The 12422-nt window shown below is 42.2% G+C and carries 12 protein-coding genes; 7 read left to right on the forward strand and 5 right to left on the reverse strand.

Annotated features, from left to right (window positions below; genetic code table 11):
* Nucleotides 1-6: 6 nt before the first annotated feature.
* Both NSQ50_RS07590 and NSQ50_RS07595 read right to left on the reverse strand, forming a co-directional pair.
* A complete protein-coding gene (locus NSQ50_RS07590; RefSeq protein WP_076126276.1) occupies nucleotides 7-819 on the reverse strand; it encodes an ABC transporter permease subunit in 813 nt (270 codons plus the stop codon).
* Complete coding sequence (locus NSQ50_RS07595; RefSeq protein WP_076224462.1) at nucleotides 816-1703, reverse strand: ABC transporter ATP-binding protein; 888 nt, start codon at nucleotides 1701-1703, stop codon at nucleotides 816-818. Before NSQ50_RS07595 ends, NSQ50_RS07590 begins: the two co-directional genes overlap by 4 nt.
* A gap of 165 nt (nucleotides 1704-1868) precedes the next feature.
* Here NSQ50_RS07595 and NSQ50_RS07600 point away from each other — a divergent pair, with 165 nt between their 5' ends.
* Entirely contained in the window at nucleotides 1869-2462 is a 594-nt protein-coding gene (locus tag NSQ50_RS07600; RefSeq protein ID WP_076126280.1) for a TetR/AcrR family transcriptional regulator, read from the forward strand.
* Nucleotides 2463-2499: 37 nt separating this feature from the next.
* Here the strand turns inward: NSQ50_RS07600 and NSQ50_RS07605 are convergent, their stop codons facing one another.
* A complete protein-coding gene (locus tag NSQ50_RS07605) occupies nucleotides 2500-3996 on the reverse strand; it encodes an amidase (RefSeq protein WP_076224460.1) in 1497 nt (498 codons plus the stop codon).
* A 148-nt stretch (nucleotides 3997-4144) separates the two neighbouring features.
* Between NSQ50_RS07605 and NSQ50_RS07610 the strand changes: the two genes are divergently transcribed.
* Nucleotides 4145-4612 (forward strand): MarR family winged helix-turn-helix transcriptional regulator, encoded by a 468-nt coding sequence (locus tag NSQ50_RS07610; protein WP_036675630.1) that lies wholly within the window; start codon nucleotides 4145-4147, stop codon nucleotides 4610-4612.
* Between the two features lie 73 nt (nucleotides 4613-4685).
* Here the strand turns inward: NSQ50_RS07610 and NSQ50_RS07615 are convergent, their stop codons facing one another.
* Entirely contained in the window at nucleotides 4686-6317 is a 1632-nt protein-coding gene (locus tag NSQ50_RS07615; RefSeq protein WP_036675626.1) for an MDR family MFS transporter, read from the reverse strand.
* Nucleotides 6318-6534: 217 nt separating this feature from the next.
* Between NSQ50_RS07615 and NSQ50_RS07620 the strand changes: the two genes are divergently transcribed.
* The 5 genes from NSQ50_RS07620 (at nucleotide 6535) to NSQ50_RS07640 (ending at nucleotide 11469) form a co-directional block, all read left to right on the forward strand.
* Nucleotides 6535-7056: a MarR family winged helix-turn-helix transcriptional regulator gene (locus tag NSQ50_RS07620; protein ID WP_076141363.1), complete on the forward strand. Its 522-nt coding sequence runs from the start codon at nucleotides 6535-6537 to the stop codon at nucleotides 7054-7056.
* Between the two features lie 84 nt (nucleotides 7057-7140).
* Nucleotides 7141-7872, forward strand: coding sequence for a metallophosphoesterase family protein (locus tag NSQ50_RS07625; protein WP_305953810.1), 732 nt, complete (start codon nucleotides 7141-7143; stop codon nucleotides 7870-7872).
* Nucleotides 7873-7952: 80 nt separating this feature from the next.
* Entirely contained in the window at nucleotides 7953-8990 is a 1038-nt protein-coding gene (locus NSQ50_RS07630) for a helix-turn-helix domain-containing protein (protein ID WP_036675621.1), read from the forward strand.
* Between the two features lie 3 nt (nucleotides 8991-8993).
* Nucleotides 8994-10256, forward strand: coding sequence for an FAD-dependent oxidoreductase (locus NSQ50_RS07635; RefSeq protein WP_080742436.1), 1263 nt, complete (start codon nucleotides 8994-8996; stop codon nucleotides 10254-10256).
* Between the two features lie 295 nt (nucleotides 10257-10551).
* The gene (locus NSQ50_RS07640; RefSeq protein WP_036675614.1) at nucleotides 10552-11469 is read left to right on the forward strand and encodes a DUF5692 family protein; all 918 of its coding nucleotides are present in this window, start codon (nucleotides 10552-10554) and stop codon (nucleotides 11467-11469) included.
* An 81-nt stretch (nucleotides 11470-11550) separates the two neighbouring features.
* On the opposite strand, the gene NSQ50_RS07645 is transcribed toward NSQ50_RS07640, so the two are convergent.
* Entirely contained in the window at nucleotides 11551-12414 is an 864-nt protein-coding gene (locus NSQ50_RS07645) for a CPBP family intramembrane glutamic endopeptidase (protein WP_036675610.1), read from the reverse strand.
* Between the last annotated feature and the right edge of the window lie 8 nt (nucleotides 12415-12422).

Here is a 12422-nt window from a genome sequence, read left to right on the forward strand (position 1 = left end):
GTACTCTTATAATGGAAGATCCCGTCTTCTGAACAGCTCTACTCCCAAGGAAAAGGTGAACACTCCGATCAACAGCAGCCAACTGGAGACCTGAATAATCTCCACGTTGCCCTGAACGATTTCCCCGGGTTGATAGAAGGAGAATAAGGTTAGGAAACGCAGTCCTTCCAGTTTGTCGCTTATTTTACCGAGTAGATCCAGAGTGAAAAATCCGAAGGCGATGGCGCCGGAAATTCCGAGCGCTTTTTTCTCGTCATTACATACAGAGGACACGAGAAAGGTAAGGCCGCCTACCGCAAAAAATAATAAAAACGCCACGGTATTCAGCTGAGCGAAGCGACCACTGTTAAAGTCATATTCACTGCCAAGGAACCATGCTTTACCTAATAATCCGGCGAGGGTGGTTACACCCATAATTAAGAGTAATGCTGTAGTGAGAACAAGTGCCTGCGTGGTAGCGACTTTTCTCCGTGTAGTTGGGGCTATGAGCAGATAAGCCATGGCGCCGCGATCCACGAGTCGAGCCATAAGCTGCGTTGACATTTGCACACAAACTATGGAAAGAATCAGAACTAGTATAAGTCCATAATATTCTCCGGAGATAAAAGCTTCAGCACTGGTAAATCCGCTATTTAATCCAAAGGCTTTACCCACACCCTCTGGCATCGCCTTAATAAGGTCATCAATTGCTTGTGTGCTCCCCGCAATCCCAGGATAAAGCCAGATCATAAACAGAATATAGAAGGCAGAACCAAAGGCGTAATTCAATATTCCTTTCAGGTTCACTCGCATCATTTCCTTATAGAGCGGAAGATTCATTGCACTGCCCCCTCGCGGTCATAATAGTCCATGAAGATGTCCTCCAGATTCTGCGTGAATACGTCGATGCTGCGGACATTGTATTTTCCAGTTTCCCCGATGAATCGGTCATAATTGCCCTGCACAGCTATGCGGACCCTATTTCCCTCGTGAGCTTCCACTTGTAGCCCGGAGGCGGCAAAATTCACTGCATCTTCACTATTCGCAAAAATGACCTCAAACAGCTTCCGTTGCATCGATTGCAGTTCATGAATATTTTTTACGGTGATAATCCGTCCGTCTTTGATAATTGCGGCGCGGTCACAGGTGCGTTCAATTTCTTGAAAGCTGTGTGAGGACATGAGAAAGGTGGTTCCGGCTGATTTTTCCTCCAGTACCAGATCAATAAATACCTTTTGCATAAGCGGGTCGAGACCCGAGGTAGGTTCATCCAGAATAATAACGTCAGGACTGTGCATAAAAGCAGCGACGATTCCGACCTTTTGCTTCATTCCCTTTGACATTTTTCGGATCGGAGTGGTGGCATCAAATTGCAAACGTTCAATCAGCTGCTCGCGTTTGGTAGTATTTTTGATTCCCTGCATGGCTGAGATAAATTTAAGGAAAGAAAGACCCGTCATCCCATCAAAAAAGTTGATTTCACCGGGTAAGTAGCCGATATGCTTCTGGACTGTCCCTTGTGCCTTCCACACATCAAGCCCATGGATACTCGCATGCCCTTGATCTGGTTTCATAAAACCCATGATATGCCGTATGGTCGTCGATTTACCCGCACCGTTAGGACCCAGAAATCCAAAAACCTCGCCTTTATTTACGGTAAATGTTACATCTTCGATTCCTTTGCCATTCGAAAATCGTTTAGTTAAGCCTTCTACTACCAGCATGCTGCCACCCCCGCCGCAAAATAATGAACTATTATGAATCAGATATTTCATATGTTATATTATTCCTAGTGGTTAATGAAGTCAATATAATTATGAAATAATTAAAATGGAATATTTCATTAAATTTGAATATGCATACTTAATAACGAAGTTAGGGTGGAAGCTATGAATGGATTTGAGAAGAGAGCAGCACAGATTAAACTCAAAATTATGAAAACTACCATGGAGATGCTCAAGAACTGGGAACCGAAACGTCTACGGATCGCTGATATTGCGAAAGAAGCAGGGGTCTCTCAGGTGACGATTTATAATTATTTTGGCAGCAAGGAAGCGCTGCTTAGTGAGTCTTTTAAGGACTTTGTTCAGAAGGAAATTCAGGAATTTGAAGATTACATTTATCAAGAGCATTCTCTAAAGGAGATTATTGGTTACATTCTAACCATGGAGAGGGAAACTTACAGCGGTTTATCTCCCGCAACTGTGAAGGAGCTTATGGTTGAGGATCAAGAAATGTTCCATTATATTGAGGAACGATATGCGAATGACATTTTGCCGGTGCTGGTGAAGATGGTCGAGGATGGGAAAGCGCGGGGAGAAATCTCAAATAAAGTATCCACCAAAGGGATACTTTCACTAATGGGGATGTATATGCGTAATGCAGGTGAACTTCTAGACGAAGCTAGCAAACAGGAAGATATGGATGCCTTCATCGAGGAAGCCATCCATATTTTCTTCTATGGCATTTGCGGGAAAGAGTAAGGGGAGCTTGAGCTGCGAGAGCATCACCCTTAATTGATCAGGTGAACAGCGGATTTCCAGTCATGCCGACCCAAAGAGCGGATTGTTCAAGCTGGGCAGCAAGCTGAAGCAATAAATCTTCACGGCCTTTGTTCGCCATGACTTGAACGCCTAGCGGCAGGCCAGTTGCTGACTTATGGACGGGCACACTCATTGCAGGCTGGCCTGTCAGATTTGCGAGCTGGGTGAACGGTGTATAGGTTAGGCTTGGCTCAAACATCTCGTAAATTAAGCGGCTCTGTTCTTCTTTTGGCAATTCGTTTACGTGCAGCAGCTTTGCTATCTCTGCAGGTTTATGCGTTAATTCACCAATTTTGGGAGCAGAGTTTGCATTCGTAGGTGTTATATATAAGTCGTAATGATTAAACAGTTCCGCCATTTGGGCGGCTGCAACGTCCCATTCATCCAGACTATGTACGAATTCGGCCGCTGAAACATTTTTTCCGGTCTCACCAAGGACCCACGTAATGATATCGACATCGTAAGCAGTTATGGAACGTCCCATATTTCTCTCCAGGGAGACGAACATCGCTGCTACCTCTCCGGCATTCATCGTATAGTAGTTCTCCATCAGTCTTGTGCCATTCACAGGACTTTCTATTTCTTCAACCGCATGTCCTTCAGCTTCGAGCCATTTCACGGTTTTGAGAACAGCATTTACGGCCTCTTCAGAGACAGGCGTACCTACTGGGGAAGCAGTCGTAAATCCAATTCGTAGTTTACGTTGCGTAGGCTTAAACAGATCATCCAGATATACGCCCGGGTATAACGGGGTCTGGAAGGCGGCTTCCGGCTGCACAACCTGCAGCAGATCTAACATAGCAGCGCTATCGCGAACGGACCGGGTTAAGGCAAAATCAATAGAAGCCCCTTGCCATTGACGGCCGACTCCGGGTCCTACTGGTGTGCGCCCGCGCGTGGGTTTAAGTCCGAATAGGCCTGTGAATGAGGCGGGAATACGGATGGATCCACCACCATCACTGGCTCCCGCTACTGGAACGATACCAGAAGCTACAGCCGCCGCGGCTCCGCCACTTGAACCTCCAGGAGAATATTCGAGATTCCAAGGATTACGAGCAGGTCCATGGAGGACATTCTCTGTAATGTTTTTTAAGCCGAACTCTGGTGTGTTCGTATGGCCAAGTGGAATGAAGCCGGCTTTCCTAATCCGTGCAACATAATTTGAATCCCACCGCGCGACATTGTTCTTCATCAGCATAGCCCCACAAGTGATGGGCTCGCCAGCGATAGATTGGGAAATATCCTTTAATAGAAACGGAACGCCAGCAAACGGCCGAGTGTTATCCTGAACAGGCATCTCGTCGGCTTCTCTAAGAGCAGCTTCACGACGGGTGCGCACCACCGCATTTATGACCGGATTGACCTCATCTAACCGAGCAAAGGCGGCTTCGACCAGCTCACGAGGTGAAATTTCACGTGCTTTGACAAGTGAAGCAAGTCCTAGAGCGTCATAGGTAGAGTAAGAAAAGGACAAATTAGATACCCACTTTCAATTTAGGATGATTATTATATTATACATCCCATTAGTTATTTTTTGAAAATGGGTAATCTGACATCTATCAATTCTTTTTTACGTCATATTAGGCTATACTTAGTGTTAAATGATTTTATGGGGTGTACTGATGAACGAAGAGAAATATCAGAATGTGGATGGATTAATGGAGGCTTTCCAACAATTCGCTAGAATGAACTGGCGTAAAACTACGATTTGGGGCTTGAAGCCAAGTGAGGTCCGGATGTTGGTTTCTTTAAAGCTTGGTAAAGAACGGGAAGGGAAGAAGGGACAGACGGTTTCGGAGATTAGCAAGTTTCTGAAAGTCACCTCTCCTACGGTTACCCAAATGCTCAATAGTCTGATTGCACAAGGATATGTGGTGCGTACTTCCGATGCACAGGATCGCCGAGTTAGTGAGATCACGCTTACGGAAAAAGGGGAGCATCTGGCTGAGATGGCCGTAACGAAATCCCGGAATACCTTTAAAGGTATGATTGATTACATGGGCAAAGAACAGACGGATACGTTAATGGAGCTGTTAAACGGAGTTTACGTTTACTTCGAAGAATTGAATGATCAATCAAACGAATCCTAGCCCTTCTTATCAAAAAGAGATGCCGCACAGCCTAAGCTGTTTACGGACATCTCTAATGTAAGGTTATTTGTGATTAATGTGCAGCAGGCACAGATTTTTCGAGTTTTTTACTCCCGGTTTTATCCTCTGCGTGTGCCTCCATTTTTTTCTCTCCACTACGTAATGGAATCTCTTTAAGGAACAGAACGAGCAGTGCTGCGATAACTAACAGCGCCGTACCACTTAAGAACACAACTGTCAGGGAATCGCTCAGTGCGTTCCGCAGCATCTCAATCAATTGATTGAAGAGCGGCTGGATTTGCTCTGGCAGTGTTGCATGCAATTCCTTTAGTTTAGGTTGATCTAGCAACATTTGAGGGTTCATAAATGCAGAAAGCTGTTTAGCGGATTCAGGATCGAGTTTGGATAAATCCGGACCTTTGCCTGAAGATACCGCTGCCTCTAATTTTTTCGTTAATGAGGAGTTCATAATGGTACCCATGATGGCAATACCTATGGTTCCACCTAAATTACGGAATAAAGTATTTGTAGCAGTAGCAACACCTAGCATTGAAGGAGCAACAGCATTTTGTACGGTTAGAGTAAATACGGGCATCGATAGTCCTAACCCAACCCCGAAGATAATCATGCTGACTACAGCCGTAGCAATGTTACTCATAAAGGCCATTAATATCATGGCTACAACCATGAATGGCATCCCCATTAGAGCATAACGTTTATATTTTCCTGTTTTGGAGATCCATCTTCCCACTAAAGTACTTAGTACAATCATAGTAAGTGACATTGGCATATTGATAAAACCAGATTTAGTTGGGGAGACGCCCTCTACCCCTTGCACAAAGAAGGGCAGGTAGATCATTGCGCCCATCATACCGGCATTCATCAGGAAACCGACAATCATTGAGATGGATACGATGGAGTTTTTAAATAAGGATAATGGCAATACGGGGCTCTTAGCTTTACGCTCAATCAGAATCAGGATAATCAGACCCAGAATGGAAGCCCCAAACAAGCCGAGAATCTCCGGAGAACCCCAGTCATATTTTGTTCCTGCCCATGAAAAGCCGAGCAAGAGCGCAACAATGGTCAGGGAAAGGAAAATGGAGCCTAAATAGTCAATGGACTCAGATGTAGAACGCGTTGTTTTAGGGAACATTTTCAAAATCATAAAGAAGGCCACGATACCGAAAGGCAAGAAGATCCAGAAGATCCATTTCCAAGCCATGTGATCTACCATGAATCCGCCAAGAGTAGGACCAATTACGCTGGAGAAACCAAATATCGCCATCATAATTCCAGTCCACTTGGCTCTCTCTCTTGGAGCGAACAAATCACCTACAGCGGTTACGGTAGCCGACATTAGAATCCCGCCGCCTAGACCTTGAATCCCGCGATAAGTGATCATTTGAAAAATGTTGGTCGACAATCCGGATAGGAACGCACCTATAATAAAAATGACAATCCCTGATAACAGGAAGGGCTTTCTTCCGTAAATATCGGATAACTTACCGACAAGTACGGTAGCAATGGTTGAGGTGAGCATATAGATGGTAATTACCCAGGTATAATGTTCAATGCCTCCAAGCATCGCAATAATTCGGGGCATTGCTGTGCCCACAATTGTCTGGTTGATTGCTGCGAAAAACATAGCCGCCATTAAAGCAATCATAATTGTAACTTTCTTTTTCTGAGTGAGATGCTCCAGAGCAGTTCCTCTCCTTTAACTTCTATATATTGTAGTTTGGGAATTCATGTCGTAATAATTAGGTAGCCAAACTATCATTTATGTATAATACACAAATTCATCAATTAGCACAACAGGTTAATTATTAAATTTTAATTTAAAGAGAATTTGAATTTGACTTGATTTTTTAGGAATAGGTAAGTAATCTAATTAGATTGAGGTATATTGGAGGTGCCCTATGGATACCCATGACAATCAAGAGCAGAAGCTTATCATAGCCCTTGAAAATATAAAGCGTCTGACTGCTCGCCCCTACTCGATTGATGTAGTATCGTATAGAGAGTTTGTTATGATGTACGTCATTCACACTGTAATGAAGCAAAAGAAAGCGACCGAAGGTGACAAACAGCACCGGGGAGTTATGATTTCTAAATTAAGTGACCTGCTCCAGATAAGTAGACCTACTGCCACGCAAATGGCAAATACTTTGGAGGAAAAAGGTTACGTAGTACGTACAACATCCGATACAGATCGTCGGGTCGTATATATCTGTCTGAGTGAGCTTGGAGAGCAGATTTATAGCAGGCAGATGGCATCCTATTCCGGTATTTTGAGTGAAATCACGCAAAAGGTCGGTAAGGAAGAGATCGACCAGCTGATCTTTTTGTGCGATCGTTTTCAAGAAGCGGTGCATGAGGTCAGAAGCCGTCATTTTTTTCCACAGTCGGATGAAGAGTCATTAGTTATAGATTCAGTATAAAAAGCCCAACATCAAAAGATATTCCTGCACACCCGCGGGAACATCTTTTTTTGCATCTTAGAGCAAGGAGCGATTATCATCAGAATATTAGCAATTAGTGACATTCACGGAAGTTATGTAGAATTCAATGCACTGTTATCAAAAGTGAATTATCGCCCAGCGGAGGATAAGCTTATCTTGATGGGAGATTATGTGGATAGAGGGCTGGACAGTAAAGGAATTGTGGAGCAAGTGATGACTCTGCAGCAAGAATGTGGAGCTATAGTTCTCAAAGGAAATCACGATAAAATGGCTTGCGATGCGCTCACCGGCGAAGATGATAAATTGGATACCCATTGGCTTACTAATGGCGGATTTCATACGCTGATGAGTTATTGTGAGGCGGGCTCCGAAGGTTTGCAGGAGGATTTTGGCTGGAAGGATTATATGCAGCTAAAAGAAAAAATTAGGCGGGACTATAGACATCATATAGACTTTCTAAGCACATTGCCGCTTTATCATGAGACGGAAGAACATATTTTTGTTCATGCGGGCATTAATCCATTAATAGAGGATTGGAAGCAGCAGGACCCTTATGATTTTATCTGGATTAGAGAACCCTTTTATAAGAATCCGGTAGTTAGCACTAACAAAACGGTTGTTTTCGGTCATACTTCGACGATGGATCTGCATGATTCAGAAGAAATTTGGTTTAGTCCACTTGGAGATAAAATTGGCATAGATGGTGGCTGCGCATATGGCCAACGACTAAATTGCCTGGAGATTTCCGCAGGGAAATACATAACGCATTTTGTTCGGAATGGTGAGACGCTTTGAGCGTTCTCCCATTTTTTTTAGAATAGTAATGAATTAAACGTTAACTATGTATAAAATAAAGATAGGAGGGGTGCAAATAGGTGAATGCAAACAGCAAATATCATATCCTCATGCAAGGGGCCATCAGCAAGAATGTGAGCGAAACCTGTAAGGAGTTTGGCATTTCCCGGACGATCTATTATAAGTGGTCTAAAGCTTATCAACAACATGGAATGGATGGACTTGGGGAGAAGAAAAAAAAGCCGGTAATGCCTAATAAAGTAGATAAGAAAACGGAAAGATTGATTTTGCAGTACGTCGCTAGATTTCCTGAGGATGGGCCTAGACGCATCTTTTATGAACTGCAAGATGAAGGTATGCAAATAGGGGAATCGGGTATTTATAATGTACTACGTCGAAACGGACTAAATAAACGAATAGAGCGTGAAGCTTACGCCAATCAAATCAAAGCAAAGAAGAGGGATGGCGCACAATCCACTCTCACTAAAGGATTTAAAGAGAAACGGAAAACACTAGATTATAAGATGAAGAATCCGATAAATGCTCATCCCGGGTATATGTGTCAGCAGAGTATCAGCTATTTGGGAGTTTTCCCGAGGGTCGGAAAGGTATATCAATATGTAATTTATGATGCCTACTCCAGACTAGGTCTAGTTAAGCTATACAATCGTAAGTCTACCATTCATTTTATAGATTTTATGCATCTGAAAGTTCTCCCATTGATGAAGACATTAGATTTTCATATCGATAATCTGGTTACGAACAAAAGCCGTGAATTCATTACGAACTGGGACAGAGGAAAACATAAATATAGTGAATTTTTACATAAGAACAATATTAATCAAGTAGCTATAACGGTAGACCAAACAGAGATATTTCAGCCCTTGCAGCAATTTGCGGCGGTGTTGACCAAAGAATTCTACCAGCAGGCTTGGGTAGATGATACGATAGATTCTTTTGAAATTTTAGAAAAGCGCTTACATGAATACTTGAGAACCTACAACTTCAGCAGGCAAATTACAGATGGACCTAATCAAGGTAAAATACCATCGGATGTCGCACTTGCCTATACGGGACAACGAGAAACTTTGCCATTATGGTTATTTACAAGGAGATAACGGATGATGACAAACACGAAGAATAAAGACCGAATTGGGATCATCGGTGCAGGGATTTCTGGGGTTACAGCTGCTTACGAATTAGCGAAAAAAGGTTATACCCACATTACCCTCATGGAGAAGTCGGACAGAGTAGGAGGAAAGTGTCATTCTATTGAGTACAAAGGAAAAAGTTATGAAATGGGGACGCTAATCGGCCTGCCCACCTATAAACATACGATGGATTTAATGAGAGATTTTGATCTTATGGATAGGGGACCATTGTTAGAACGTGGATTTTTTGATAATAATGGGAGGAAAACTTCACAGATTCCCATGGAGCAGATAGAGGCGTTTACACAAGAATTCAAACGACTGCCGGATATTCTAAAACGCTATGAGTCTCTCCAAGAACCGGGATTTCTTCACTTACCACCAGATTTATGTCAGCCATTTTCACAGTGGTGTGCAGAGAATAAGCTGTCTGTCCTTGAACAGGTCTACATGCATTATTTTAATACTTTTGGATTCGGTAGTATCCATAATGTGCCCGCTGCATATGTGTTGAAATTTCTAAGCTATGATAATCTGTTGTCGTTTATTGAAATTACGCATATGATAACCTGGCCTAAGGGTGTTACTGAACTGATAAGACGAATGGCCGACCAAGTGAACGATCTCCGCCTGACTTGTGAAGTGCTTTTTATGGAGCAAGAACAAGATGGACAGGTTCGAGTAGAGACGAGTCAGGACATCTTTTATTTTGACAAGGTCATTTATACAGCAGCTTTAGAGCAAATGGGCGATACAGTTAGCCTGTCCAGTGAGGACAAAACCTTATTAGCGAGTATAACGTATGAATGGTTTAGGGTATATGCCTACAGAGTGAAAGGGCTGCCGGAGCTTTCTGGCTATATCCCCCGGAATATGTACCCTGAACGTAAAGGGCATATGATGGCATGGTACTATCGGTGGGCAGATATGGGAACTACGGATCTAGTTACGGTTTATGTAGCAGAGAATGAAGCTATGACTGATCTGGAAATGCGAGAGACGGTAGAAAATAAACTTCGCGAGCTGGGCGGAGAGAGCATTCGACTGTATATGATGAAGCGTTGGAAGCATTTCCCTCATGTGGATTCTGATGCGCTACATGAGGGGTTTTATGAACGGGTTGATCAGATGCAGGGGAACAACAATATCTATTTAGCTGGAGAAATCATGAACTTCCCTACACTTGAGAATTGTATTGTATATGCGAAACACTTGGTTGAACGATTCTTTTAAATAATAGTAAAGAGGAACCTTGTCCACAAAGAAATTTGTCGACAAGGTTTTTTTTACATTCAAGTTAGGTTTGCAGTATATAGTTCTGTAGACATGCATTCTAATAGATTGCTCAGAAGAAAGGTAGAAACTTTGGCGAATCCTAGTGCTATGGTTGTGTAAACTCAACTTGAAATGAAACTAAAAAAACACTGATAAATCAACGTTTTAAGCGATTTGATCGTTCAAAGAGGGATGTACTATATTGGACCTGAGACACAGATTATATACACCAAACTACAAGGAGGAGTAAAACATGTTTTTATTCGAATCGATTCCCTGGTACTCTGCGCTAATGTGGTTAGTAGTACTAGCAGGATTAATGTTTGTAAATGAAATCGCACGGAAGAGCAAGTGGTTCTCAATCATTCTGTTTATAGTTGTCCCTATTGTTCTTACCATAGCGGTCTGGCCGAATACGGCAGGCGAAGGCTCTAGTACCGGAACATGGTTTCACTGGGTAAAAGTATATTCTGCTTTGGCAGGATGTATAGGGTTTATGGCTATCCGTTATGTTAAAGGATGGGACAAAAATAAATATATATTAATGTTCCCGGCTATTATCCTTGCAGTTAACATTCTTGAAGCAGTTATTCGTGATTTCCAAGTGTACAGCTTGCAAGGTATGGTGGATGGCGTAATGATGGTAGGTGGTCCTTGGAACATTATGAACGGGATCGCAGGTATTCTGAACATTATTACGATTTCTGGTTGGATGGGAATTGTGATCAGTAAAGATAAGAGTAAAGATATGTTGTGGCCTGACCAGCTTTGGTTCTGGATCATTGCTTATGACATTTGGAACTTTGCCTATGTATATAATGCAGTTTCTGACCATTCCTTCTATGCAGGTGCAGCATTGTTGATTTCTTGTACCATCCCGGCGTTCTTCTTCAAAAAAGGGGCATGGCTGCAGCATCGTGCACAGACTTTGGCGATTTGGATGATGTTTACGATGTCATTCCCGGCGTTTGTTGGCGAGTCAAAGTTCTCTGTACAATCCTCTCATAGTGAAACCGCTCTGTGGGTAGTAAGTGCATTATCTTTAGCTGCTAATATTGCAGTGTTTGGTTATCATTTCTATAAAATTATCAAGCATAAACGCAATCCGCTTAAAGAGGAAGTTTATACGGATTTAGCTGCTTATAAGGCTATTGCAGAGGGTGCGAATTAATAGAAATAATATAATAATGAAAGAGGTTCCTCCAGCTTAAAGGGTGGAACTTCTTTTTGTGAGTAATTAAAGTTCTAATTATCAGAGCTCCATATCCGCCTGATGTTGCTGCGCGCGAAACTCTTTCCTTTTTATACAAAGCAAAAGACAGGTCAGTAATAACACACATAATAAAGTTGCCGTATACGTGAAATTGCTATTCCAAAACACTATCTGAATATTCATTAATGAGTGAACGCCGATCACGAAAAATAGATTTTTGGTTAAGATATAGAGTAGAGCGAATATAACTCCTAGAATTAGAAGCATGATAAAATCATAAACAAACTCCATTCCAACTAATCCTGAGTAAATCCGGTTTGGGATATGTATGGCAGCAAAGATCGATTGTGAAATCAGCATTGCCGTGATCATCCGTGTAGTCTTGTTGTTGATTTTTTTTAAGCATAAATAGATTTGAACGAGCAGGAAGCCGCGAAATAAGATTTCTTCCAATAAAGCATTTCCGAAGATTTGACCTAGAATTTCACCGAAAACTAAATTTGAATGACTGAAGATATTATTGTTAAGCGTTAGCTCTGAGTGATTCAAGTGTACCATACACAAATCTACTATATTTATAGCGAGCCAAAACAGAAAGGTGCCCAGCAGTCCAGCTCGTAATTTTTCTATTTTTAACCCAAAATCCCGGGGCGAAACTTTAGCTATCAGAATCAAAAAAATAATTACTTCTAAGAGAAGCCCAACTAGATTGGCGGCTAACGTTTCATTGATCCAGTGGTTTGTGTTTTTGGCGATAAAACTTAAATATCCATGCTCAAAAAGGATAAGATTAACCGCAAGAGTAAAGATAATATGAATAAAAATCAGGTTCGCTATAAAAAGGTAGTGTGTAGGCTTTGCTTCAAAAATCGATGATGGATTGAACTCCTTGGAGTGAAGCATCAACGGCA

The sequence above is a fragment of the Paenibacillus sp. FSL R10-2788 genome (assembly GCF_038003885.1).
GTDB lineage: Bacteria > Bacillota > Bacilli > Paenibacillales > Paenibacillaceae > Paenibacillus_AQ > Paenibacillus_AQ odorifer.

Excerpts from the sequence above, each read along its gene's own strand:
- NSQ50_RS07590 (WP_076126276.1), bottom strand. The coding sequence starts at position 819 with ATGAATCTTCCGCTCTATAAGGAAATGATGCGAGTGAACCTGAAAGGA.
- NSQ50_RS07595 (WP_076224462.1), bottom strand. The coding sequence starts at position 1,703 with ATGCTGGTAGTAGAAGGCTTAACTAAACGATTTTCGAATGGCAAAGGA.
- NSQ50_RS07600 (WP_076126280.1), top strand. The coding sequence starts at position 1,869 with ATGAATGGATTTGAGAAGAGAGCAGCACAGATTAAACTCAAAATTATG.
- NSQ50_RS07610 (WP_036675630.1), top strand. The coding sequence starts at position 4,145 with ATGAACGAAGAGAAATATCAGAATGTGGATGGATTAATGGAGGCTTTC.
- NSQ50_RS07620 (WP_076141363.1), top strand. The coding sequence starts at position 6,535 with ATGGATACCCATGACAATCAAGAGCAGAAGCTTATCATAGCCCTTGAA.
- NSQ50_RS07635 (WP_080742436.1), top strand. The coding sequence starts at position 8,994 with ATGATGACAAACACGAAGAATAAAGACCGAATTGGGATCATCGGTGCA.
- NSQ50_RS07640 (WP_036675614.1), top strand. The coding sequence starts at position 10,552 with ATGTTTTTATTCGAATCGATTCCCTGGTACTCTGCGCTAATGTGGTTA.
- NSQ50_RS07645 (WP_036675610.1), bottom strand. The coding sequence starts at position 12,414 with ATGCTTCACTCCAAGGAGTTCAATCCATCATCGATTTTTGAAGCAAAG.